24 protein-coding genes and 1 riboswitch are annotated in these 23,774 nt (G+C 32.5%); of the genes, 3 read left to right on the top strand and 21 right to left on the bottom strand.

Features of this window, described 5'->3' with window-relative positions:
- Positions 1–127: 127 nt before the first annotated feature.
- The 16 genes from JN168_RS06725 to JN168_RS06650 all read right to left on the bottom strand — a co-directional run bounded on the left by JN168_RS06725 (position 128) and on the right by JN168_RS06650 (position 16,165).
- Positions 128–1,408, bottom strand: a complete 1,281-nt coding sequence (locus JN168_RS06725) for a dihydrolipoamide acetyltransferase family protein (protein ID WP_229367234.1) — start codon at positions 1,406–1,408, stop codon at positions 128–130.
- A gap of 12 nt (positions 1,409–1,420) precedes the next feature.
- Positions 1,421–2,404, bottom strand: coding sequence for an alpha-ketoacid dehydrogenase subunit beta (locus tag JN168_RS06720; protein WP_229367235.1), 984 nt, complete (start codon positions 2,402–2,404; stop codon positions 1,421–1,423).
- Positions 2,397–3,395, bottom strand: a complete 999-nt coding sequence (locus JN168_RS06715; protein ID WP_042738611.1) for a thiamine pyrophosphate-dependent dehydrogenase E1 component subunit alpha — start codon at positions 3,393–3,395, stop codon at positions 2,397–2,399. Before JN168_RS06715 ends, JN168_RS06720 begins: the two co-directional genes overlap by 8 nt.
- Before the next feature lie 16 nt (positions 3,396–3,411).
- Positions 3,412–4,833 carry a dihydrolipoyl dehydrogenase gene (gene lpdA / locus JN168_RS06710; protein WP_042738610.1) on the bottom strand — a complete coding sequence of 474 codons (1,422 nt, stop codon included), beginning with the start codon at positions 4,831–4,833 and terminating at the stop codon, positions 3,412–3,414.
- Positions 4,834–5,405: 572 nt separating this feature from the next.
- Complete coding sequence (locus JN168_RS06705; RefSeq protein WP_232138630.1) at positions 5,406–6,302, bottom strand: phosphate acyltransferase; 897 nt, start codon at positions 6,300–6,302, stop codon at positions 5,406–5,408.
- Positions 6,303–6,362: 60 nt separating this feature from the next.
- Positions 6,363–8,045 carry a DNA repair protein RecN gene (gene recN, locus JN168_RS06700; RefSeq protein ID WP_042738608.1) on the bottom strand — a complete coding sequence of 561 codons (1,683 nt, stop codon included), beginning with the start codon at positions 8,043–8,045 and terminating at the stop codon, positions 6,363–6,365.
- Between the two features lie 20 nt (positions 8,046–8,065).
- On the bottom strand, positions 8,066–8,518 hold the full coding sequence (ahrC, locus tag JN168_RS06695) for a transcriptional regulator AhrC/ArgR (protein ID WP_042738607.1): 453 nt from the start codon (positions 8,516–8,518) through the stop codon (positions 8,066–8,068).
- A gap of 516 nt (positions 8,519–9,034) precedes the next feature.
- On the bottom strand, positions 9,035–9,913 hold the full coding sequence (locus JN168_RS06690; protein ID WP_279526256.1) for a polyprenyl synthetase family protein: 879 nt from the start codon (positions 9,911–9,913) through the stop codon (positions 9,035–9,037).
- Positions 9,894–10,124, bottom strand: coding sequence for an exodeoxyribonuclease VII small subunit (locus tag JN168_RS06685; RefSeq protein ID WP_042738605.1), 231 nt, complete (start codon positions 10,122–10,124; stop codon positions 9,894–9,896). The genes JN168_RS06690 and JN168_RS06685 overlap by 20 nt, the downstream gene beginning before the upstream one ends.
- Complete coding sequence (gene xseA / locus JN168_RS06680) at positions 10,117–11,454, bottom strand: exodeoxyribonuclease VII large subunit (RefSeq protein WP_107513289.1); 1,338 nt, start codon at positions 11,452–11,454, stop codon at positions 10,117–10,119. Before xseA ends, JN168_RS06685 begins: the two co-directional genes overlap by 8 nt.
- Before the next feature lie 14 nt (positions 11,455–11,468).
- Complete coding sequence (gene nusB / locus JN168_RS06675) at positions 11,469–11,855, bottom strand: transcription antitermination factor NusB (RefSeq protein WP_042738603.1); 387 nt, start codon at positions 11,853–11,855, stop codon at positions 11,469–11,471.
- A gap of 124 nt (positions 11,856–11,979) precedes the next feature.
- Positions 11,980–12,342: an Asp23/Gls24 family envelope stress response protein gene (locus JN168_RS06670; protein ID WP_042738602.1), complete on the bottom strand. Its 363-nt coding sequence runs from the start codon at positions 12,340–12,342 to the stop codon at positions 11,980–11,982.
- 16 nt (positions 12,343–12,358) lie between these two features.
- Entirely contained in the window at positions 12,359–13,717 is a 1,359-nt protein-coding gene (gene accC, locus JN168_RS06665; RefSeq protein ID WP_042738601.1) for an acetyl-CoA carboxylase biotin carboxylase subunit, read from the bottom strand.
- On the bottom strand, positions 13,717–14,190 hold the full coding sequence (accB, locus tag JN168_RS06660) for an acetyl-CoA carboxylase biotin carboxyl carrier protein (RefSeq protein WP_042738600.1): 474 nt from the start codon (positions 14,188–14,190) through the stop codon (positions 13,717–13,719). The genes accC and accB overlap by 1 nt, the downstream gene beginning before the upstream one ends.
- A 330-nt stretch (positions 14,191–14,520) precedes the next feature.
- The gene (gene efp, locus JN168_RS06655; RefSeq protein WP_042738599.1) at positions 14,521–15,078 is read right to left on the bottom strand and encodes an elongation factor P; all 558 of its coding nucleotides are present in this window, start codon (positions 15,076–15,078) and stop codon (positions 14,521–14,523) included.
- A 28-nt stretch (positions 15,079–15,106) separates the two neighbouring features.
- Positions 15,107–16,165 carry a M24 family metallopeptidase gene (locus JN168_RS06650; protein ID WP_279526255.1) on the bottom strand — a complete coding sequence of 353 codons (1,059 nt, stop codon included), beginning with the start codon at positions 16,163–16,165 and terminating at the stop codon, positions 15,107–15,109.
- 104 nt (positions 16,166–16,269) lie between these two features.
- On the opposite strand from JN168_RS06650, the gene JN168_RS06645 reads away from it, so the two are divergent.
- On the top strand, positions 16,270–16,851 hold the full coding sequence (locus JN168_RS06645; protein ID WP_107512980.1) for a hypothetical protein: 582 nt from the start codon (positions 16,270–16,272) through the stop codon (positions 16,849–16,851).
- Between the two features lie 27 nt (positions 16,852–16,878).
- Entirely contained in the window at positions 16,879–17,097 is a 219-nt protein-coding gene (locus JN168_RS06640) for an SA1362 family protein (protein ID WP_042738596.1), read from the top strand.
- Between the two features lie 343 nt (positions 17,098–17,440).
- Here JN168_RS06640 and JN168_RS06635 read toward each other — a convergent pair whose 3' ends face one another.
- Complete coding sequence (locus JN168_RS06635) at positions 17,441–18,271, bottom strand: lipoate--protein ligase family protein (protein ID WP_279526254.1); 831 nt, start codon at positions 18,269–18,271, stop codon at positions 17,441–17,443.
- Positions 18,272–18,439: 168 nt separating this feature from the next.
- Between JN168_RS06635 and JN168_RS06630 the strand changes: the two genes are divergently transcribed.
- Positions 18,440–18,826, top strand: coding sequence for a rhodanese-like domain-containing protein (locus tag JN168_RS06630; protein WP_042738594.1), 387 nt, complete (start codon positions 18,440–18,442; stop codon positions 18,824–18,826).
- Between the two features lie 373 nt (positions 18,827–19,199).
- Here the strand turns inward: JN168_RS06630 and gcvPB are convergent, their stop codons facing one another.
- The 4 genes from gcvPB to JN168_RS06610 form a co-directional block, all read right to left on the bottom strand.
- Positions 19,200–20,678, bottom strand: coding sequence for an aminomethyl-transferring glycine dehydrogenase subunit GcvPB (gcvPB, locus tag JN168_RS06625; RefSeq protein WP_279526253.1), 1,479 nt, complete (start codon positions 20,676–20,678; stop codon positions 19,200–19,202).
- The gene (gene gcvPA, locus JN168_RS06620; RefSeq protein ID WP_279526252.1) at positions 20,665–22,017 is read right to left on the bottom strand and encodes an aminomethyl-transferring glycine dehydrogenase subunit GcvPA; all 1,353 of its coding nucleotides are present in this window, start codon (positions 22,015–22,017) and stop codon (positions 20,665–20,667) included. The genes gcvPB and gcvPA overlap by 14 nt, the downstream gene beginning before the upstream one ends.
- Before the next feature lie 15 nt (positions 22,018–22,032).
- Positions 22,033–23,124 (bottom strand): glycine cleavage system aminomethyltransferase GcvT, encoded by a 1,092-nt coding sequence (gene gcvT, locus JN168_RS06615; RefSeq protein ID WP_279526251.1) that lies wholly within the window; start codon positions 23,122–23,124, stop codon positions 22,033–22,035.
- A 75-nt stretch (positions 23,125–23,199) separates the two neighbouring features.
- A riboswitch (glycine riboswitch) is annotated at positions 23,200–23,297 on the bottom strand.
- A complete protein-coding gene (locus JN168_RS06610) occupies positions 23,294–23,767 on the bottom strand; it encodes a shikimate kinase (protein ID WP_279526270.1) in 474 nt (157 codons plus the stop codon). Its footprint overlaps the riboswitch before it by 4 nt.
- Positions 23,768–23,774: the final 7 nt, after the last annotated feature.

Below are 23,774 nucleotides of genomic sequence, written 5' to 3'. Positions count from 1 at the left end.
GACTCAATTTTATAAATAACAAAAACACTTTCGAAAATTTATCGAAAGTGTTTTTGTTTAATGTGTATTTATTAATCATGAATATACTTCACTACTTTAAATGTATAACACTCATATTACATACACTCTAGTAAATACTAGTATGCTCAATAGAATATTGCTCTATACGTGATTTAACAAAGTTCATAAATCTACCAGCTTGTAATCCGTCTAAAATACGGTGGTCTATTGAGATACAAAGGTTAACCATATTTCGTATTGCAATCATATCATCAATAACAACAGGCTTTTTAATAACAGATTCGATTTGTAAAATTGCAGCTTGAGGATGATTAATAATACCCATAGATGAAACTGAACCAAATGTACCTGTATTGTTTACTGTAAATGTGCCACCTTGCATATCTTCAGAACGTAATTTTTTATTTCTGGCTCTTTGAGCTAAGTCGTTTATTTCTCTGGCTATACCTTTGATTGATTTTTCATCTGCATTTTTAATTACTGGAACATATAATTTATCTTCATCTGCCACAGCAATTGAAATATTAATATCTTTATGCATTATAATTTCAGAATCTTGCCAGCTACTATTTAATAACGGATAAGCTTTAAGCCCTTCGGCAACAGCTTTCACAAAAAATGCAAAGAATGTCAGGTTGTATCCTTCACTCTCTTTAAAACTGTTCTTATGATAGTTTCTAGTTTTCACTAAATTGGTAGCGTCTGCTTCAACCATCATCCATGCATGAGGAATTTCATTGACACTGTTGACCATATTTTGAGCAATTTGTTTCCTTACGCCGTTCACAGGAATTGAAGAACCTGGTGAAGGTTCATTGTATTTTGCCTGTTGAATGACTTTTGGCGAATCTTTAGGTGCAATTACTGTTTCTTGTTTATTACCTACACCTTCTTTAATTGCTTTTTGAATATCCTTTTTAGTCACTCGACCTTCGAAACCTGTACCGACAACTTGTGATAAATCGATTTGATTTTCCGAAGCAAGTTTAAAGACAACTGGTGAATAACGCCCGTTATTTTTCGGTTGTTCTTCATTCGAAGTATCTCTTTCTTGATGTTCTTGTCTATTAACGGGTGTTTCTGATTCTGTAGATGAACTAGAGTCAGGGACAGTTTCTGTAGCTGTCGTGTCTACTGATGTATGTTCGGAGTCATCATCAGTTGTTAATATACAAATTGTTTCATCTACTTGAACTGTCGTGCCTTCTTCTACTAAGATTTCTTTAATTGTTCCGGAATAAGAAGATGGTACCTCTGCTGTAACTTTATCAGTTATGACTTCACAAAGTGGATCATATTCTTCTACAGTATCACCTACAGAAACAAGCCATTGTTCAATTGTTCCTTCATGTACACTTTCACCCAGTTTAGGCATTTTTATTTCCATGATTGTGCCTCCTTAAAATTCTGCAAGTTCACGCATTTTTGTTTTTATTTTATCTGGATTAATCATAAACTCATCTTCGAGTGTTGGTGCGAATGGCATTGAAGGTACATCTGGACCAGCAAGTCGCATAATCGGTGCGTCTAAATCAAATAAGCAATTTTCTGAAATAATCGCAGCAACTTCTGAAATTACACTACCTTCTAAATTATCCTCTGTAACTAATAAAATTTTACCAGTTAGTTTTGCACGTTCAATAATTGTTTTTTTATCTAATGGGTAAACTGTACGCAAATCGACAACTTCTACATTAATTCCTTCTTCTTCTAACATATCAGCTGCTTGGATACAATAGTTTACACATAAACCGTAAGTGAACACTGTAATATCGTCACCCTGACGTTTAACATCTGCCTTACCGATAGGCACAGTGTAATATGATTCTGGTACTTCTTCTTTTAATAGTCGATAAGCTTTTTTATGTTCAAAGTAAAGTACTGGATCATTGCTTTCAATAGAAGCTAATAATAATCCTTTTGCATCATATGGTGTTGAAGGTATAACAACTGTTAAACCTGGTGTAGAAGCAAATATAGATTCAACACTTTGAGAGTGATATAATGCACCGTGAATTCCACCGCCAAATGGTGAACGTATCGTGATAGGACAATGGAAGTCGTTATTTGAGCGATAACGCATTTTAGCGGCTTCACTCATAATTTGATTCGTTGCTGGTAAAATATATTCGGCAAATTGAATTTCAGCAACTGGTCGTTTTCCAAGCATTGATGCACCAATACTTGTACCTACTATATTTGATTCAGCTAAAGGTGTATCAAGCACACGTGCTTCGCCATACTTTGCTTGTAAGCCTAAAGTGACTCCGAAAACGCCACCTTTTTTACCGACATCTTCTCCTAATACAAATACATCTTTATCTCTTTCCATCGCTTGATCTAAACCTTGATGAATCGCTTCTAGATATGATAATTTAGCCATTATTTAAGCTCCCTTCTTCATAAACATGTGTATATGTCTCTTCTGGCGATGGATAAGGTGCTTTTTCAGCTTCTTTTGTTGCTTTATTTACAATTTCTTTATGTTCTTTTTCGATTTCATCTAACCAGTTGTTGTCGATAACGCCTTCTTCGAGTAAGAATTCCTTAAATTTGATATTACAATCTAAAGATTTAAGTTCATCTCTTTCCTCTTTTGAACGGTATTTATCATCATCATCAGAAGAATGTGCTGTTAGACGTGTACACATGGCTTCAATTAATGTTGAACCACCACCGTTTAAACCACGTTCACGTGCTTCTTTCATTGCTTTATACATTGCAATAGGATCATTGCCATCTACTGTTTCACCATGCATACCATACCCAATTGCACGATCTGATAATTTTTCGGCACCATATTGTAATGAATCTGGTACAGAAATAGCATATTTATTATTTTCAATAACACAAATAAAAGGTAATTTGTGAACACCAGCAAAGTTTAAGCCTTCGTGGAAATCACCTTGGTTAGAACTACCTTCGCCTACAGTTGTCATTGCAATATTTGATTTGCCATCCATTTTTAGGGATAATGCCGCCCCAACAGCATGGATAATCTGCGTACCAACAGGTGAACTTTGTGATAGAATACCTTTTTCTCTTTTACTAAAATGAGAAGGCATTTGTTTACCACCAGAACTGATATCATCCTTTTTACCAAAAGCAGCTAACATAGACTCTAAAGGTGTCATTCCTAAATATGTTACTAATGCTAAATCCCTATAGTAAGGTGAAGAAATATCCCCTTCTTGCATGGCATATGCCATCCCTATTTGAGCTGCTTCTTGTCCTTGGCAACTAATAACGAATGGTATCTTACCAGCACGATTTAATAGCCACATACGTTCATCTATTTTACGTCCTAAATCCATCCATTTGTACATCGTTTGTAGGTCTGTTTTATCTAAACCTACTGATTTATAGTCAAACATGCTATTTCCTCCTTAATTAAACGTGAATCGATCTGTTTTCAACCTTCAAGCCTAGTTCCATTAACACTTCTGAAAGTGACGGATGTGCATGTGTTGTTAAACCTAGTTCTAATGTTGATCCATTCATAAACTGGAACAATGATACTTCATTTATTAATTCAGTAACATGTGGTCCAATCATATTTAAACCTATTACGGTATCATTATCTTGATCGATTACTACTTCGCAAAAGCCATTTTGATTGTTTGTGTCCTCAATTACGGCTTTTCCAATTGCTTTAAATGGCACTTTATAAGTACGGGCCTTAATATTTTGCGCTTTTGCTTCATCTAAATGCATGCCTATACTTGCTATTTCTGGTTGGGTGTAAACGCATTTTGGCATAGTCATATAATCAACGGGAAGTGGTTGTTGTTCAAACATATGATCAATAGCTGTTATACCTTCTTTGGACCCAACGTGTGCCAATTGTAGTTTGCCGATACAATCACCAGCCGCATAGATATGGCTATCTTCAGTTTGTTGGAAGTCATTTACTAAAATATGGTTACTTTCAGATAGCTTGATTTTAGTATTATTTAATCCAATATCATCTGTATTCGGTTTTCGACCTATAGATACCAATAACTTATCATATGTATATGTCTTGTCATTAATAGTAATATCTATATGATTATCCATGACCTTAACATCATTCTCTGTTAAATGTGTATTTTCAAAGAACTGAACACCTCTAGCTGTTAGTTCCTTTTTCAATGATTTAGCGATATGCTTAGACTCCGTTGGAAGGATACGCTCACCTGCTTCAATTACAGTTACTTCTACATTGAAATCAGTCATCATCGATGCAAACTCCAATCCAATCACGCCACCACCAATGATTGCTAACTTATTAGGTAATTGTTCAAGTTTTAATATATCATCACTTGAAAGTACTACTTCATGATCAAATGGTAGAAATGGTAATGAGACTGGTGTTGACCCAGTACAGATTAATACATTTTTATTAGGAATTAGCTCTGATTCTCCATCTTCAAATTCTACTGAAATCGTACCACTTTGTGGTGAAAAGATAGATGGGCCTAAGATGCGTCCTATACCATTAAATACATCGATGTTATTATACTTCATCAAATGATTTACACCGTTAAACATTTGATTTACTACCTCAGCTTTACGCTCTTGAATGCGTGAAAAATTCAACTTAAAATCATCAACATCAACACCATATTCACTTGCATGTGTAATAGTGTGCATCACTTCGGCTGATTTTAATAATGCTTTAGTAGGTATACACCCCTTGTGTAAGCATGTACCACCCAAAAGTGCCTGTTCAACAAGTGCAACTTTCTTACCTAATTGTGAAGCTCTAATTGCAGATACATAACCAGCTGTACCTCCGCCTAGTATAACTACATCATATTGTTGTTCTGACATATTTTAACTCCTAACTATATGTTTTCGCCGTTAATATGTGCATTAAAATAATGACATACCATTTAGCGAATCATTATACGACATTAAACCTCTAATATATTTAGCGAATTTTCTATCTTTCTGTGTGAGTTTATGTGGTCATATATTTTGATGTGCCAATTAATATAACTTTCATAGTTCAAATGAATTTTGAAGTATGAAAGTTATTTTAAAAAGAACATATAAACGAAATATAATTTCTCATCACGAACATAAAATTATTTCTTTATATTAAGAAGGTTAATGCCAATCGCTGATTTTTATAACCTGCTACTAATTTATATTATAAAAAACCGCATTTTGAATTGCATCTATAAGATACTTATTTTATGGCCACTTAATACTTTACCATAGAATGTCCCAAAACATGAATAGTCAACATGTTACATAACAAAATTTCGGGTCAATAATTGACCATTTTAGCAAACATTATATTTGCTTCCTATTACAGTTTACATCAAATAAACTGTTTATAAAATTAAAAACCTATTCTGATATCTTTTAATTAAATTTACAAAGTGATAATAGTTCGTCTAAGAATTAATTTTTAATGCTAATATCAGTGAGTCTATTTTACTTTGTTTGGATGCGGATCTTTCACTAAAAACAATTGGAAACTTCGCACCAATAATTAGACTTGCAATTCTTGCTTGACCAAATAATTTGAGCGCTTTATATAAAGGATCTCCAACATCCTTATTAGCGACTACAATAGCATCCACATCACCAGCAATTTCAGATTTAAGATTATTTTTTATAACACTTTCCATATCTGTAGCATTTTCAAATGTTAGTGGTCCTTCAATTAATAAATCATTGTTGCCAATGCGTTCAAAGGTGAGTTTTATTTTTTCGGCTTCGGTAGCAGAAAAAATTTTTTTATTCGGATTATTAACAGAAGATAATAATGCTAGTTTTAGTTGTTTATAACCAATTGCCTGTGCAAAATTTTGCAAGTTTTTAATTATTTGCTTCTTTTCTTCTACCGTAGGCGCAACATTAAAATACACATCGCTCATCATTAGATGTTTATGATAATGTGGCAAATCTAAACATACTACATGATTTAAATAACCATAGTTTTCCATAAATTGTCGATTGCTTAAAATAAATGAAAACATCTTGCTATCTTCAATATTGCCTTTCATTAACACTGTAACTTTGCCTTGGGCCAAATCATTCGAACAAGTGTTGTACAATGCTTGTTCTGAATCGAATTGATAAATATGAACTCTATTGATCAGTGTACTATCAATGTTGTATGACCGAATTAACTCTGTAGGATCTTCAATATCATATAAATAAAGTTCTATATCTGTTTGTTCTAACACTGTTAATAATACAGAGATTATTTTTTCATCATTAGCAAATAAAACTGCTACCTTGCCGTTTAATGTTTGGTTCGGCTCAACTAAATGTTTGTATTGCATTACATCAACGCCCTTCTATTATTAATCGCACGATTTAATACAATTTTTAACAATAATAAATTATTGCTTTGTAGCATGATTTTGTTCGATCATTTCCTTAGCATTTTGACGTGTAAGTTCTGTAACACTAGCACCTGAAATCATACGTGCAACTTCATCTACTCTTTCATCACCGGTTAGTTCTTTGACCTGAGTAGTCGTCCTATCGTCGTTTGAAGCTTTACTTATTAATAAGTGATAGTCACTCATTGTTGCAACTTGTGGTAAATGAGAGATACAAATAACTTGAATATGTTGAGCTAAATCTCTCATCTTTTCTGCCATTTTTTGAGCTGCTTGGCCAGAAACCCCTGAATCAACTTCATCAAATAATATTGCTGTTTGACCTCTACTCTTAACAAATATTGTCTTAAGTGCCAGCATGATTCTTGATAGTTCTCCACCCGAAGCAATTTTATTTAAACTTTTAAGAGGTTCTCCCTTATTAGGACTAATTAAAAATTCAACAAATTCAATACCTTCACGATTAGGTTTATCTAATGGCTTAAAGGAAATTTCTAAGTTAGCATCTTTCATTTGTAAATTTTGAATTTCATCAACGATATGGTTTCTTAGTTGTTGAGCCACTTTACGTCTTTCTTTAGATAATTGGCCTCCTAAATCCAATACACGTTGATATAATTCATTAATCTGTTCACGTAATTGTGAAGTGCTTTCTTCGTAGTTTTCTATTTTATTAATTTCTAATTCTAATTTCTCTTGATAAATGATTAATTCAGTAATATCTTTACCGTATTTGCGCTTTAAACTGTTTAATAAATTCATTCTAGATTCTAATTCGTTTAAGTATTGTTCATCAAATTCTGTGTTTGTTAATTCATCATAAATTTGGTGTTTAGCATCTTCAAGCGTATAGTAAAATTGATCTACTTCATCCTTTAATTTATCATATTTATCCGGTAAAATTTCCCCAATCGATTCTAATTGTGTACTTAATTCATATAATCGATCAGTTATTGCGTGTTCATCAGTTAGTGTTAGATGAGCATTATTTAAAGCAAGACTCAAATTTTCAGAGTTTTGGATACGTTTAATGTCTGTTTCAAGTTGTTCTACTTCGCCGTCTTTCAAATGTGCCTCTTTAATTTCATCTAGCTGAAATTTTAACAAATCTAACCTTTGTAGTAATGCTTGATCAGCTGTTTCTAATTCTTCAAGTTCCTTTTTCTTTGCTTGATATCGATCAAACGTATCAATATATTGTTGTAACAACTTCGCATAAGTATCTTCAGCATAATTATCTAAAAGTTGTAAGTGATATTTTTGTTTCAATAATGCTTGTGTTTCATGTTGTCCATGGATATCAAGCAATTCTTGCATTACTTTTCTCAAATCTTGTAATGTTACTGTTTGATTATTTATTCTACAAATACTTTTGCCTGAGCTAAATATTTCTCTTTTAACTAACAAAAAGTCCTCATCACTGTCGATTGACAACTCACTTAATAGAGTCAATGCTTCTTTACTATCGTCTATGTCAAAGATACCTTCAATAATGGCTTTCTTTTCACCATGTCTTACATAATCTGAAGAAGCACGCATACCAATAAGTTGTCCAATTGCATCAATTATAATTGATTTACCTGAACCTGTTTCTCCACTGAGAACAGTTAGCCCATCACCAAAATGAACCTCTAATTCATCAATAATTGCAAATTGTTTTATTGATAAAGTTTGTAGCATGTTTACTCACTTCCTTAAAATTATAGTAAATTAAAGATACGTGTCTTGATTGTTTCACCAGCTTCTTCATCTCTACATATAATTAAACATGTATCGTCACCACAAATTGTACCTAACACTTCATCCCAGTCAATTTGATCTAATATGGCACCAATTGATTGGGCGTTACCGGGCAATGTTTTTAACACTAACAAATTACCTGTTCCGTCAATATTCACAAATGAATCCATTAAATATCTGCCAAGCTTTTCTAACGGGTGATATTTTCTGTCATTTGGCAAACTATAAACATATTGACCTGTTGGCGTGGGGACTTTAATAAGTTGAAGTTCTTTGATATCTCTAGATACTGTCGCTTGAGTAACGTTGAGTTCGTATTCATTCAAGCGTCTTACTAATTCATCTTGAGTTTCTATTTTTTCATTAGATATGATTTCACGTATTTTAATATGTCTTACTGATTTTTTAGCCATAACTTACACCTCTGTAAACGAATATTTATACAACAAGTTTAACACATGCATAGAAATACGACTACTAAAGTTATTTAGTAATTTTACCCAATTAAACACCATAACCACGCTAAATTTGAACGAGATAATCATTGTGATTAAATGAATTTGATTGATTTAATTGTAATTGGATAGAATGAAATAAACTTTCATAATGAATAATTATAAAATTGTTTATAAGTTATTTATGCAAAATCAGAATATATACGTCAATGAATTAAATAAAGAAAACGTCAACTTCAATTATGAGATAATAGAAGTTGACGTTTATGCTTTATAAATATATGTTCCCGCTCTTACCGATTTCAATTGATAGTTAATGACTTGTTGGTATTTAGACAATACCATTTTTAAATTTGTTCCCGTTATAACATACAAAAATAATAACGGAAGATAATATTTTTACATGTCCTAATAAATCTAATATATTCACAAAGCGATACTGTTTCAAATGTAAATTTGAGTGATTGCTTATAATTACGATTCTCTGTCGTTAAATAATTTTATTATGGCATCTAGTTGTGTTGTATCATAATTATCGGGTAAATTTGCTAAACAATCATAAGCAGCTTGCGTATGATATGCTAATTTTTCTTCGGCACCCTCTTTACCTAACAATGATACATATGTACTTTTATCGTTAGCAAGATCACTGCCTACTTTTTTACCTAATTTAGTTTCATCACCATAAATATCGAGCAAATCATCTTTAATTTGGAACATTAAACCTAAGTGTTCACTATAAAGTTCTAAATTATTAGCTACATCTGAACTTGGATTTGCGATATCGACTGCTGCCATGACTGCAAACTTAAGTAATGCACCCGTTTTAGCATTATGAATTTGTTCCAAGGTTTCTAAATCAACTGGTGTACCCTCGCTTTGCATATCCAAAGTTTGGCCACCAACCATTCCAAGATGACCACTAGCATTAGAAAGACGTTGAATTAATTTAATCTTTGTTAAGTCAGTTAATGCTTGATCATTTGAAATAAGCTCGAAAGCCTTGGTTAACAGCGCATCACCAGATAATATTGCTTTCCACTCACCATATACTTTATGATTTGTAGGCTTTCCTCTACGATAATCATCATTATCCATTGCTGGAAGATCATCGTGAATTAAAGAGTATGTATGAATCATTTCCAGACCAATTGCTGATGATATCCCCTTCTTGTAATCGCCACTAAGCATTTCTAAAGTTAATAACAACACTACCGGTCTTATGCGTTTGCCACCAGCATTTAATGAATATAGCATACTTTCTTCCAAGTTAGTGTTAAGAGCAGAATTTGGAATTGATTCTGAGAGTAATTGATTGATTTCAAGTTGTAAATTATTCATCTTTGGATTCATTTTCAGCGACATCCTTTTCGTTAGACATTAAATCATTTACTTTTTGTTCAGCATTTTTCAATGTTTCATCACATTTAGCAGATAATGTCATACCTCTTTGATATAAACTTAAAGAATCTTCCAAAGAAACATTTTCATTATCAAGCTTTTGCACGATGCCTTCTAATTCAGTCATCATATCTTCAAAACTTTGATTATTTTCATTACTCATCTTTACACCTAACTTTCTTAACTTGTGCGTCCACTACGCCATCTTTCATAGTTAATTCAATATTATCACCAGCAGATAAATCTTGTGTGCTGGTGATAACACTATCATCTTTATTAACAATTGTATAACCGCGTAACATCGTGTTTGTCGGACTTAAATTGTTTAAGCTTTCTAACTTTCTACCTAAATCATTCTTGAATGTCGTAAGTAGCGCATTAATTTGTTTATTTAATTTATCATGTTGTTGACTCAGCTTTTGTTGCTCACTTGTAATATGTTGTTTGAAATTTTTTAAATTAAGTCGATTAGCTAATAACTGTAGTGATTGAGATTCACGCTTTAGTTTTAAATCAATAATTAAATTCAGTTGTCTTTCAAGCTCATCACGTTTTTGGATTTGTTGATCATACAATAATGTTGGTGTTTTAAATTTATAATAAGATGAAACATGATCCAAATATTTTTGCTGTTGTTGAATATGTTGTTTAATATATCGTGTGAGTGAAAGCTTTGTTTGTGTTAAGTACTGACGTAATTCAAATTGATCAGGTGTAGCAATCACTGCCGCTTGTGTAGGTGTAGCAGCTCTAACATCCGCTACAAAATCACTCAGTGTAAAATCAGTTTCATGACCAACAGCTGAAATAATTGGTGTCTGACAATCAAAAATTGCTTTAACTACCGTTTCTTCATTAAAATTCCATAAGTCTTCGATAGATCCTCCACCACGGCCAATGATAATCGTATCCACACCCAATTGGTCCGCTTGTTGAATTTTATCTATGATGTCCTTTTCTGCTTGTGCACCTTGAACTAATGTATTTAATTGTATCTGTTCAACTAACGGATAGCGACTATTGATCGTACTGTGAATATCTCTGATTGCAGCGCCTGTACCAGCAGTCAGAACTGCAATTTTCTTAGGATATTTTGGAATGGGCTTTTTATATTCTTGATTAAAAAAGCCTTCTTTAGTAAGTTTTTTCTTTAATTGTTCTAATTTTTGATATAGGTTACCTACACCATCTAATTGCATTTTATTTACATAAATTTGATAATTTCCTCGCTTTTCAAAAACGGAAACCCTAGCTTCTATTAATACTTCGTCGCCCTCTTTCGGTTCAAAATCGAGCTTTGATGCATTCCCTTTAAACATCATTGCATTAATTAAACTATTGTTATCTTTAACATTAAAGTAAAGGTGCCCACTACTATGTTTTTTAAAGTTTGATAACTCTCCTTTAATTAACACAGATTGTAGGTGAGGATCTTGATCAAATTTATATTTGATATACTTAGTCAACGCAGTAATACTTAAATATTCAGCCATTTATATCACTCATTTTATTCAATATTGCTCAATACACCATTAATAAATTTATAATGTTCATCATCACTAAATTGTTTCGCTAGTTCGACCGCTTCATTGATGATAACTTTCTTTGGTGTTGAACTGTTAGATAGTTCAAATGTAGCCATTCTTAAAATAATTCTGTCTGTTTTAAGTAATCTTTCTAATTTCCAATCTTTTAAATGCGGTTGTATCTGTTGGTCCAATACACTTTCGTGATCTTTCACACCTGAAACTAACCAATTTATAAATTCAAATTCTAAATCGGGATTATCATCTTTGATAAAACTGATTGCCTCATCAATAGATAAATCAGTATTCATCATTTCAAGTTGAAATAGAGTTTGAAAGGCTTGTGTTCTTGATTCTTTTCGACTCATTTTAAACTCCTTCAAGCATCATTTTCTTAATATAAATTAGCAGAAAGTATGTATACTAATTTGAACATCATACATTCCGCTAATTTAACTATTGAGATTAACTGTGCTCTTGTTTTATTAAATTTTAATTTTCGGGTTCGATATTTGTAATATGAACATTGATTTGACTTGGTTCAATCGTTGTCATCGTTGTTAATGAGTTGAAGATCGCTTGTTGGATATGGCGAGCTGTTTCTGAAATATTCACGCCATAACTTAAGGCACAGTATACATCAATAAATATACCGTCTTCTCTAGCATCTACTTTTATCCCTTTATGCAGTTGCTTTTTACTCACTTGTTCAATATTAGTTTGTTTCAATTCTTTAAAGTGTCCACGAATCCCTTTCACTTCGGATGTAGCGATACTTGCTATAACAGTTAATACTTCTGGCGCAATTTCTATTCTACCCAAGTTGGAATGTGATGTTTCTGTTACCTTTACCATGTCACATACCTCCTAATTATTCAATTTCTTCATCCATAATATTATAAGTTTCTAAAAACTTAGTATTAAATTCTCCACTTCTAAAGATATCATTATTTAATAGGCGTATATGGAATGGAATTGTTGTATCTATCCCTAATACTAGGAATTCTCCTAATGAACGTAAACCTGCCATAATTGCTTCATCTCTAGTGGGTTCGTGCACAATAAGCTTAGCGACCATCGAATCATAATATGGAGGAATTGTATAATTAGTATAACATGCAGATTCAATTCTTACTCCGAATCCACCTGGTGCTAAATATTGAGTAATTTTCCCTGGTGATGGCATAAAGTTTTTATAAGGGTTTTCTGCATTGATTCTGAATTCTATAGCGTGCCCATTTATCTTAATATCTTTTTGTTTAAACGGTAATGGTTCGCCCATCGCTATTTTAAGTTGGAGTTTAACTAAATCTACACCTGTAACCATCTCAGTAACAGGGTGTTCAACTTGAATACGTGTGTTCATTTCCATAAAATAGAAATCATTTGTATTTAAATCATAGATAAATTCTATTGTACCGGCATTTTCATATTTAACTGCCTTAGCAGCTCTTACAGCTGCGTTACCCATTTCTTTTCTCTGTTCATCGGATAAGATTGGAGATGGTGCTTCTTCTACTAATTTTTGCATTCTACGTTGGATTGTACAGTCTCTTTCACCAAGATGAACGACATTACCAAAGCTATCACCTACGACTTGAATCTCAATATGTCTAAAGTTTTCAATGAACTTTTCTAAATATAGTCCGCCGTTACCAAATGCAGTCTCTGCCTCTTGTTGAGTCATTTTGAAGCCAGTTTCTAACTCTTTTTCATCACGAGCAACTCGAATGCCTTTACCGCCACCACCGGCAGTCGCTTTAATGATTACAGGGTATCCAATTTTGTTTGCAATTGATTTAGCGTCTTTAATATTTTCTACTAAACCTTCACTACCAGGAACAACCGGTACATCAGCACGTTTCATTTCTTCTTTCGCCACGTCTTTTATACCCATTTTTTGAATAGACTCATAGCTTGGTCCAATAAATTTCAATTGACAAGCTTCACATAATTCAGCAAAGTCACCATTTTCAGCTAAAAAGCCATAACCAGGATGTATTGCATCACAACCTGTAGATGTTGCAATTGATAGTATGTTAGGAATATTTAAATAAGAATCTTTAGATTGTGTTGGCCCAACGCAATATGCTTCATCAGCAATTTGAGTATGTAATGCGTCTTTATCTCCTTCAGAATAAATAGCCACAGTTTGTAATCCTAAGTCATGACAAGCACGAATGATTCTTACTGCAATTTCTCCTCTATTTGCTATTAAAATCTTATTCATTATTTCACCTTAAATAACGGTTGGCCATACTCTACCATTTGACCGTCTTCGACTAGTATTTCAGCAATTTCTCCAGAAACTTCCGCTTGAATTTCATTGAATAATTTCATAGCTTCTAATATGCATACAGTAGTTTCGTTTGAAACTGAATCACCTACTTGGACATATGCACTTTCTTCTGGTGAAGGAGATTTATAGAATGTACCAACCATTGGTGCATTAATTGTTTTTAAATTGTCATCTGATGATGTTGCACTTGCATCTTCAGTATTAGTATTTGCTGTCGGTGCAGCAGCCACACTTTGTTGAGGTGCCACTTGTTGTACAGGTTGTTGACCTATTTGAGGAGTTATAATTTCAGTTTCTTTTTCTTTTTTTAAATTTACGACATTACCTTTGTCTTCGATATTAATTTCAGTCAAACTTGATTGATCAAGTATTTCAATCAATTCTTTTATTTCTTTAAAATTCATAAATACTGACTCCTTTAGATTGTTATCATTTACCTATTTTATTTTACTTTAGTGATTTCTTCAATTCAAGCATATACATACTTTCTATAATAAACAGAATATTATTCATAGCGCACTATTTATAACATTATGGGTTTATATTAAGTAAGCGTTAACGTTAATTATGTATGATGGTTAAAAAATAAAATTATAGCCTAGCTAATTTAAAAGAATAGAAGTGATGATTTTAATTTAATCTAAACATCAAAAACCTTTCCAAAACATTATGTATTGGAAAGGTTTGAATACATTCGTTATGAAATCAAATGTGTAACTATTTAGCAAGGCGTATTACGCTCTTGAGATATAACTACCATCACCTGTATTAATCACAAGTGTATCTCCTTCATTAACGAATAAAGGAACGTTTAAAGTATAACCTGTTTCAACAGTAGCAGATTTAGTAGCACCTGTTGCAGTATCACCTTTAATACCTGGTTCAGTTTCTGTTACTAACAGCTCAACAGTTTTTGGTAATTCAACACCAATTGTTTCGCCTTCATAACTTTGAATTTGAACTTCCATGTTAGCTTTTAAGAATTTCAATTCATATTCTAAGTAATCTGCTGATAATTCAGTTTGATCAAATGTTTGGTTATCCATAAATACATGTGAATCTCCATCAGCATACAAGTATTGCATGCGGCGGTTTTCAATCATAGCTTGTTCAACTTTTTCACCAGCTCTGAATGTTTTCTCTTGAATTGCGCCAGTTCTTAAATTTCTTAATTTAGAACGTACGAATGCTGATCCTTTTCCTGGTTTTACATGTTGGAAGTCAATAACTTTCCAAATACCATTATCTACTGAAATTGTTAAGCCTGTTTTAAAATCATTCACCGAAATCATTCAGTTTCCTCCTAAATTATAAGGTCTTCTATAAAATAATAAGGTTTTTTGTGGATTTAGTAAAGTATTCACAGCCATTTTCTGTAATTAAAATGTCATCTTCAATACGTACGCCACCTAATCCATCGATATAAATACCTGGCTCTATTGTAACACAGTTATTAGGTACTAATTCATTTTCAGATTTTCTTGATAAATTAGGGCCTTCATGAACATCTAAACCAATACCATGACCTAATGAATGACCAAAGGCATCACCATAACCGTGTTCAGTAATATAGTCACGTGCAATCGCATCAAGTGCTTTACCACTCATTCCAGGTTTCGCTGCTGCTACTGCTTTTAAGTTAGCGTCTAGTACGATTTGATATATTTCCTTTAATTTTGGATCAGGTTCACCAATCGCAAATGTACGAGTAATATCAGAAGCATACCCTTGATAATATGCACCAAAATCTAAAGTGATTAATTCTCCTTGTTCAATGACTTTTTCACTTGCTACACCATGAGGTAATGCGCCTCTATAACCAGAAGCTACGATTGTATCGAAGGAAGGACCTTCTGCTCCCAATGATAACATTTTACTTTCTAACTTAGCTTTAAGTTCTTGCTCGGTCATACCTGCTTTTGCTATTCCCAGAACATATTCATATGTCTGGTCTACTATTTCAGCAGCTTTTTGAATAATAGCAATTTCTGATTCGTCTTTAACTTCACGAATTTGCTCAACTAATCCTGAAATACTTATTAAGCTGATATATGATTTACTTAATTGTAAATATGTATCATAACTTACTAAATCCCCTTCGAATCCAACGTTTTGAACATTTAATTGTTCTAATTGTTGCTTCACTTCGTCAATTAATGCACCTTGTTGCTTAATGATTGTGAAATCAGGTGCTTGTGAAGTAGCTTGTTCAATATATCTAAAATCTGTTATTAGTAATTGTTTGGATTCAGTTATGATTAATGCACCACTTGTCCCTGTAAAGCCTGATAAATAGCGTCTATTGTAATCTGATAGTATCACTACGGCTTCTAAATGCTTTTCTTTAAGTGACTGATTAAGTTTTGTTAATCTTGACATTTAAAATCCCCCTCATCAATTGATTTGTACATTTTCGTTATATACATTAAAATGATAGCATAATTAATATACAAATTTATAGTTTTTAAATTAGGAGTAGACGAATGAAGAAAAAAATTGTGGCAATCATAAGTGCAACATGTTTATTGGCTGGTTGTGGCAGTCAAAACTTAGGACCGTTAGAAGAAAAAACAACCAAACTAAGAGATGATAACCATAAATTGAAGAGCAATATTCAAGAGCTAAAGCAAAATATAAGTAAAGAAAATCAAAAAATTGCTTCATTAAATAAAGACAAGAAAAATATGAAACAAGCTAAAGAAAATAAGAAAAAAGCAACAAATTTAAAGGCCTCATCTACATATTATAAAAATGTTGCCAAACGTATCGATGATTACAATCAAATTGACGATGATGTTACAAAGAATAAAGGCAATAAGGACATTGAATCTAAATTAACGGATATAAATAACCAAATTGATAGTGCGTATAGTGATTATACAACACAGATTGATAAGGAAAGCATGAGCGATTCAGATAAATCAAAAGACAAAGATATTAAACGTTTAAATAAAGATTTAAGTAAGGCGATGACAGAAATTAGAGAAGGTTATACTACTAAAGACAAGAAGAAAATTGCAAAAGGCCAAAATTTACTTTCTTCTGTTTCTATTACAAGTAGTTAAGCAGTGAATTTATTGGGAGTGTTCAATTTGAAACAAGCATTATTTTATATAGTAATTGCAATTGCAATCATTGGTTTAGTACTAAATTTAGACGCATTTATATTTAGCTTTGTTAAAATGTTGGTTAGCATTGCAATTTTTGCTGGAATAGCATATCTTATCTATTATTTCTTTTTCTTAACAGAGGATCAAAGGAAATATAAACGAGCGCAAAGAAAATATAAAAAGCGTAATAGAAAGAAATAATCGAGTTAATTCCTAAACTAGAAATATAGTATATTAAAATTAAAGGTTTATTTGATAATATCATGTAACATTAATTAAAAGGTGCCCCGTGTAAAGTGATGTAACAATTATTTTATACGAGGCACCTTATTTTTATAACAATGGCAATTTCTAAGTAAACGATTTATTTGTATGTATACGAAACATCACTATATAGAATATAACAATAGACAATACTTACTGAGAAATAGGATAATCATTAATTGTTGTTCTAAACGAATTAAATTCTACAAATAGAATCAGGGCTAATCTACAAAAGTAGATTAGCCCTATTTTCATAAGCAGTTTGTATTAACTACTTTTATTATTTTCGATAATTCCAATCGTCTGATTTATATTTTTCTATTAATCCATTCACTTCTGCTTGTTGAGCTTCAGTTAGTGTTAAAGGTTTGAAATCAACATTTAAACCTTTTTTAAATCCTTTTTCAAAGGCTACTTCCATTTCTGCTATAGTGATTTTCTTATCAGAAATATCATTTAGAGCAACAGCTTTATCTAGAAAAGCTTTCTTCATTTTTTCTTTTAAACGCTCGTTTTTAAATATAAACATATCAAACAAGTCATCCACATCAACATCTTGAAGCAATGAACCGTGTTGGAGAATAACCCCTTTTTGTCTAACTTGTGCGCTTCCAGCAATTTTCCGTCCTTCTACTACAAGTTCATACCAACTCGGTGCATCAAAGCAAACTGCACTTCTAGGTTGCTTTAATTTATCTCGCTCTTCTTTTGAACGAGGGATAGCAAAATAAGCATCTAAACCTAATTCTTTATACCCTTGTAATAAACCTTCAGAAATAACTCGGTAAGCTTCAGTTATTGTTGAAGGCATTTCAGGATGCGATTCAGGAACTATTACACTATAAGTTAACTCTTTATCATGTAATACACCTCTACCACCTGTTTGACGGCGAACCATGCCGTAACCTTTTTCTTTTACTTTGTCTATGTCTATTTCTTTAGTTAATCGTTGAAAATAACCCACCGATAACGTTGCAGGATTCCAAGTATAAAAACGAATTACTGGATCAATTTCTCCTCTTGAAACAAAATTAAGTAACGCCTCATCTAAAGCCATATTATAAAATGGATCATTACTTCCCGTATTGATAAAATTCCATGTTTCAGTCACTCTAAAAAACTCCTATCAAAAATTGTTATTATTATACATGTATGGTATCGTTTTCAATGATTTTATAAGTATGTTTGCAACACCTTCTAAAACTTAGTAAAAATATTTTGATAAATTGTGCTAACAGTCTTATAATATATAATATCGGTTAATTAGGGAGGATGCAAGATGAGTAGTTTTTGGTTTATAGCGTTAGCAGTTTTAATTATTATAATAGCATATATGCTAATTAATTATCTTCTTAATAAAAGAGCAGTCACAGAATTAAACCAAAATGAATTCCATAAAGGTTTACGCAAAGCTCAAGTTATTGATGTAAGGGAAAAAGTAGATTATGATTATGGCCATATCAACGGAGCGAGAAACATACCAATTACTATGTTTAAACAGAGATATCAAGGTTTAAGAGTAGATCAACCAATTTATCTTTGTGATGCAAATGGTATTTCGAGTTACCGTGCCGCTAGAACGTTAAAGAAAAATGGTTATAAAGACATTTATATGCTAAAAGGCGGTTACAAAAAATGGACTGGAAAAATCAAATCTAAGAAATAATCAAATAGCTAACAAATAACAGTGTTGCTTTATAAACTGTCGACGAAATCATTGGTTTTGTCGACAGTTTTTTATTTATATATTTTTATCACTGTAAAATTTTTCAAACCTTTTATTTTACCTCATATGTTTATATACTTGTGTTGCCAGACGTTGCAAATAGACGGTGCGCTATAAAAATATAAGATTAACTAAAGAAACATAATTTATCTAATTTTACACAGGACAACCAAAAAGACTAATCCATCAGCTAAACTATGCACCATCAAGTTGACATTGGTCAGATGTATACTTGATGAGAACAAGTCACTGTGATGAATTAGTCCTCATATTTAATAATAAATCTTTGACTTAATATTTAATTAGGCTGTATTTATTCTTTCTCAGCTCGTAATCCTTCGAACTTTAAAATTGGTTGTCGTGCTGCCTTTGTTTCATCTAATCGATCTATAATTGTTGTGTGTGGTGCTTCTAATACTTTGTCTGGATCTTCTTTTGCTTCTGTAGCAATTTTAATCATCGTATCACAGAAATAATCTAACGTTTCTTTAGATTCTGTTTCAGTAGGTTCAATCATCATACCTTCATCTACGTTAAGTGGGAAATAAATAGTAGGAGGATGCACACCAAAGTCTAACAGTCTTTTAGCCATATCTAAGGTACGTACACCAAATTCTTTTTGTTTTGAACCACTTAACACAAATTCATGTTTACAATATTGTGGATATGGAATTTCAAAATGCTCGTTTAATCTAGCTTTAATATAGTTGGCATTTAATACTGCTGCTTCTGATACCTCTTCTAAGCCTTTATTACCCATAGATCGAATGTACGTATAAGCACGTAAATAAATACCAAAGTTTCCGTAAAATGGTTTTACTCTACCAATTGAATGTTCAATATCATTATCATATTTATATACGCCATTTTCCTTAACCACCATAGGCTTTGGTAAAAAGTTTGCCAATTCTTTTTTTACACCAACAGGGCCAGATCCTGGACCGCCACCACCGTGTGGACCAGTAAAGGTTTTGTGTAAATTTAAGTGTACTGCATCAAAGCCCATATCACCTGGACGTACTTTATCCATTATGGCATTTAAATTTGCACCATCATAATATAATAAGCCGCCTGCTTCGTGTACAATATTTCTAATTTCCATAATATTTTTTTCAAATATACCTAACGTGTTAGGGTTAGTCAGCATAATCGCTGCAGTATTTTCATTTACAACTCGCTTCAAGTCCTCAATATCAACTTCGCCACGTTCATTTGATTTAACCGTTACCGATTTAAAACCTGCGAATGCAGCAGATGCAGGATTTGTACCATGTGCAGAATCAGGAACAATTACTTCATCACGATGAGATTCTCCATTTTTTTGATGATATGCTTTAAATATCATCAATGCTGTCCACTCACCATGTGCGCCTGCAGCAGGTTGTAAAGTAACTTCATCCATTCCAGTAATTTCTTTAAGCTCTTCTTGTAAACTATGAATTATTTCCAAAGAACCTTGAATTTGTGACTCATCTTGTAATGGATGAGATTCAGCGAAACCAGGAATTCTAGCAATCTTTTCATTAATTTTAGGATTATATTTCATTGTACATGATCCTAGTGGATAGAAACCTGAATCTACACCAAAGTTTTTATTAGAAAGCTCAGTATAATGTCTTACCAAATCAAGCTCAGAAACTTCAGGTAACTCGGCTTTATTCTTACGAATGAATTTATCATCTAATAATTGATTGACTGCATACGTATTTATTTCTTTTTTAGGTAATGAATACGCATAACGTCCCTTTTTAGAACGTTCAAAAATTAATGGACTAGATTTACTTACTACCATTTATTTCACCTGCTTTCTCAACAAATAAATCGATTTCTGCTTTAGTTCTAAGCTCTGTAACTGCAACTAACATTACATTGCTTAATGTTTTTGATACTTCGCTCATATCAAACCCACCAATAATACCTTCTTGAACTAATGCATCATTAATATCTTTAACTGGTTTATCAAAGATCACAGTAAATTCATTAAATGAAGTGTCTTCAGATACTTCAAAACCAGCTTGTTTAAATTGTTCTTTGGCATAGTTGGCATTTTCAAAATTTTGCACTGCTATATCATATATACCTTGCTTTCCTAATGCTGACATGCTTATAGATGATGCTAACGCATTAAGCGCTTGGTTTGAACAAATATTTGAAGTCGCTTTATCACGTCGAATATGTTGCTCTCGTGCTTGTAACGTTAACACAAAACCGCGATTACCATTGGCATCTTCGGTTTGACCTACTAATCTTCCAGGAACTTTACGCATTAACTTTTTAGTTGTAGCAAAGAAACCACAATGAGGTCCACCAAATTGTGCAGGGATTCCGAATGGCTGTGTATCACCTACTACGATATCGGCACCGAATGTACCTGGAGGTGTCAGTAATCCTAATGCTAATGGATTCGCATACACTATAAATAAAGCTTTTTTATCACTAATAAATGATTTAATTTGCTCTAAATCCTCGATTGAACCATAAAAATTAGGATATTGTACTGCAACGGCAGCTGTATCATCATCAATTGCTTGTTCTAATTTAGTTAAGTCGGTAATCGTACCATCTAAATCAACTTCTATTATTTCGAATGATTCACGCGTTTTTACATAAGTTTTTAACACTTGTAACGCTTGATAATGCATCCCTTTAGATACAACAATTTTATTCTTTTTTGTTTGGTTGAAAGCAAGAATACATGCTTCAGCAAAACTTGTTATTCCATCATACATAGATGAATTAGCAATATCCATATCTGTCAATTCACAGATAAGTGTTTGAAATTCAAAAATAGCTTGTAATTCGCCTTGAGAAATTTCTGGTTGGTAAGGCGTATACGCAGTATAAAATTCTGATCTTGATATCATCGCATCAACTACAGATGGTGCATAATGATCATATACACCTGCGCCAAGGAATGATGTATGTGTTTCTTTGGTGATATTTTTCTTAGCAATTCGATTCAAACGCTTTGACAGTATCGTTTCATCTTCACCGTCAGCAATATCTAATTCTCTATTTAATAAAATATCTTCTGGAACATCTCCAAATAATTCTTTAATTGAGCTTGCTCCAATCGTTTTTAGCATTTCATTTTTGTCTTGTTCAGTTAAAGGAATATATCGATGACTCACGTTAACACCTCTTTATTATTTTGTTATATGATTCTTTTTCACAATTTTAGCTTTCACTTTGCGTTTTCGTACTTGAATTTGTATTTCTTTACCCATTTCAAATTGCTCTCTTTTAATTAAGCCTAAGCCTATAGACTTACCTGATGAAGGTGATTGCGTTCCAGAAGTGACTTCCCCAATTTCATTATCGTCTAAATCAAAAATGACATAACCTGTTCTTGGAATTCCTTTATCAATCATTTCCAAACCAATTGCACGACGTTCAGAACCATTTTCTTTTTGATCTTTCAATACTGATTTACCAATAAAGTCAGCCTCTATTAACGGTTTTGCAGCAAATGCGATTCCAGCTTCATAAGGTGAAATAGTCTCACTTAAATCCTGTCCATGTAACGGTAATCCAGCTTCCAGTCTTAATGTATCACGAGCTCCTAAACCACATGGAACAACATCTAAACCGATAAGTTTATCCCATAAATATTTGGCATCTTCTGCTTTACAATATATTTCGAAACCATCTTCACCTGTATATCCTGATTGAGAAAGAATGACTGATTTTTCGAAAAATTCTACATTTTGTTTAAATTCAAATGGCTTCATCTCAGAAATGTCGACATTTGTGTTAGCTTGAACTATTTCACGTGCTTTAGGCCCTTGAACAGCCAACTGACTATATTCACTTGAAACATTTTCTACAGAAACATCAAATTCTGTTGCTTGAGCATTAATCCAGTCAAAATCTTTATCAGTATTACCTGCATTTACGACTAATAAATAAGTTTGATCTGCAAGTTGATAAATAATAAGATCATCAATAATTCCACCATTTTCATTGCACAACGCTGTGTACAAAGCTTTAGATGAAGTTAACGTATCCATATCATTAGAAAGTAGGTATTGTACAAATTGCTTTGAATCGGAACCTTTTATTAAAATTTCTCCCATGTGACTTACATCAAATAAACCTACTGAATGCCTTACTGCATTATGTTCTTCTTTGATACTTGAGAATTGTACAGGCATAGCCCATCCGCCAAATTCTACAATTTTTGCACCACTATCTACAAAAGTCTGATATAACGGTGTCTGCTTTAATTCGTTTGACATGAAGAAACCCCCTAATTTTATATTAAAAAAACAGGATAGACATTAAGTCTACCCTGTTAAAACACTCCAGGAATGCGTCACAATATTATCCTTTTGCCTGAGAGTTTCGTTAAACTTGCACCTTCGGCGATGAATTGTATTTTTCACAATTCATTCTCTCTAATACTGGTCATTCGCATAAAACCATTTCTTGAATTATATGATATAACTCTGGAAGTGGCTGATTACTATTCAATTTGGTGAATGCGATTTCATTATATCTTGAAACCCTTGAGGAATACAAGCTTTTTAATTCAAAAAAACTTTTATTATTTGCATTAGGCCGATTACTATCATTTTTGATTCTTTCATAAACAATATTTAAGTCGCAATCTAGCCAAATTACATTATGTCTTGATTTCAATAGATTAAATGCATCAAGTCCTTCGACTATACCCCCACCAGTTGAAATTACATCATATTGTTCTATACATTGTTGTAAATAAAGAAACTCCAAATTCCTAAAACCTGTTTCTCCTATTTTATCAAAAATTTCTGGGATAGAACGTTGCTCTTGGCTTACAATATACTCATCTAAGTCAATATAATTCAAGCCATCGTTTGAAGCGATATACTCCCCTAATGTAGTTTTACCTGTACCCATAAAGCCA

This window comes from Staphylococcus gallinarum (assembly GCF_029774255.1).
Taxonomy (GTDB): Bacteria; Bacillota; Bacilli; order Staphylococcales; family Staphylococcaceae; genus Staphylococcus; species Staphylococcus gallinarum.
Note: the sequence above shows the minus strand (reverse complement) of the source record. Positions and strands in the feature narration are given on the sequence as shown.

Coding starts and splice junctions, on each gene's coding strand:
- JN168_RS06725 (WP_229367234.1), bottom strand. CDS start 1,408: ATGGAAATAAAAATGCCTAAACTGGGTGAAAGTGTACATGAAGGAACA.
- JN168_RS06720 (WP_229367235.1), bottom strand. CDS start 2,404: ATGGCTAAATTATCATATCTAGAAGCGATTCATCAAGGTTTAGATCAA.
- JN168_RS06715 (WP_042738611.1), bottom strand. CDS start 3,395: ATGTTTGACTATAAATCAGTAGGTTTAGATAAAACAGACCTACAAACG.
- lpdA (WP_042738610.1), bottom strand. CDS start 4,833: ATGTCAGAACAACAATATGATGTAGTTATACTAGGCGGAGGTACAGCT.
- JN168_RS06705 (WP_232138630.1), bottom strand. CDS start 6,302: ATGCAATACAAACATTTAGTTGAGCCGAACCAAACATTAAACGGCAAG.
- recN (WP_042738608.1), bottom strand. CDS start 8,045: ATGCTACAAACTTTATCAATAAAACAATTTGCAATTATTGATGAATTA.
- ahrC (WP_042738607.1), bottom strand. CDS start 8,518: ATGGCTAAAAAATCAGTAAGACATATTAAAATACGTGAAATCATATCT.
- JN168_RS06690 (WP_279526256.1), bottom strand. CDS start 9,913: ATGAATCCAAAGATGAATAATTTACAACTTGAAATCAATCAATTACTC.
- JN168_RS06685 (WP_042738605.1), bottom strand. CDS start 10,124: ATGAGTAATGAAAATAATCAAAGTTTTGAAGATATGATGACTGAATTA.
- xseA (WP_107513289.1), bottom strand. CDS start 11,454: ATGGCTGAATATTTAAGTATTACTGCGTTGACTAAGTATATCAAATAT.
- nusB (WP_042738603.1), bottom strand. CDS start 11,855: ATGAGTCGAAAAGAATCAAGAACACAAGCCTTTCAAACTCTATTTCAA.
- JN168_RS06670 (WP_042738602.1), bottom strand. CDS start 12,342: ATGGTAAAGGTAACAGAAACATCACATTCCAACTTGGGTAGAATAGAA.
- accC (WP_042738601.1), bottom strand. CDS start 13,717: ATGAATAAGATTTTAATAGCAAATAGAGGAGAAATTGCAGTAAGAATC.
- accB (WP_042738600.1), bottom strand. CDS start 14,190: ATGAATTTTAAAGAAATAAAAGAATTGATTGAAATACTTGATCAATCA.
- efp (WP_042738599.1), bottom strand. CDS start 15,078: ATGATTTCGGTGAATGATTTTAAAACAGGCTTAACAATTTCAGTAGAT.
- JN168_RS06650 (WP_279526255.1), bottom strand. CDS start 16,165: ATGTCAAGATTAACAAAACTTAATCAGTCACTTAAAGAAAAGCATTTA.
- JN168_RS06645 (WP_107512980.1), top strand. CDS start 16,270: ATGAAGAAAAAAATTGTGGCAATCATAAGTGCAACATGTTTATTGGCT.
- JN168_RS06630 (WP_042738594.1), top strand. CDS start 18,440: ATGAGTAGTTTTTGGTTTATAGCGTTAGCAGTTTTAATTATTATAATA.
- gcvPB (WP_279526253.1), bottom strand. CDS start 20,678: ATGGTAGTAAGTAAATCTAGTCCATTAATTTTTGAACGTTCTAAAAAG.
- gcvT (WP_279526251.1), bottom strand. CDS start 23,124: ATGTCAAACGAATTAAAGCAGACACCGTTATATCAGACTTTTGTAGAT.
- JN168_RS06610 (WP_279526270.1), bottom strand. CDS start 23,767: ATGGGTACAGGTAAAACTACATTAGGGGAGTATATCGCTTCAAACGAT.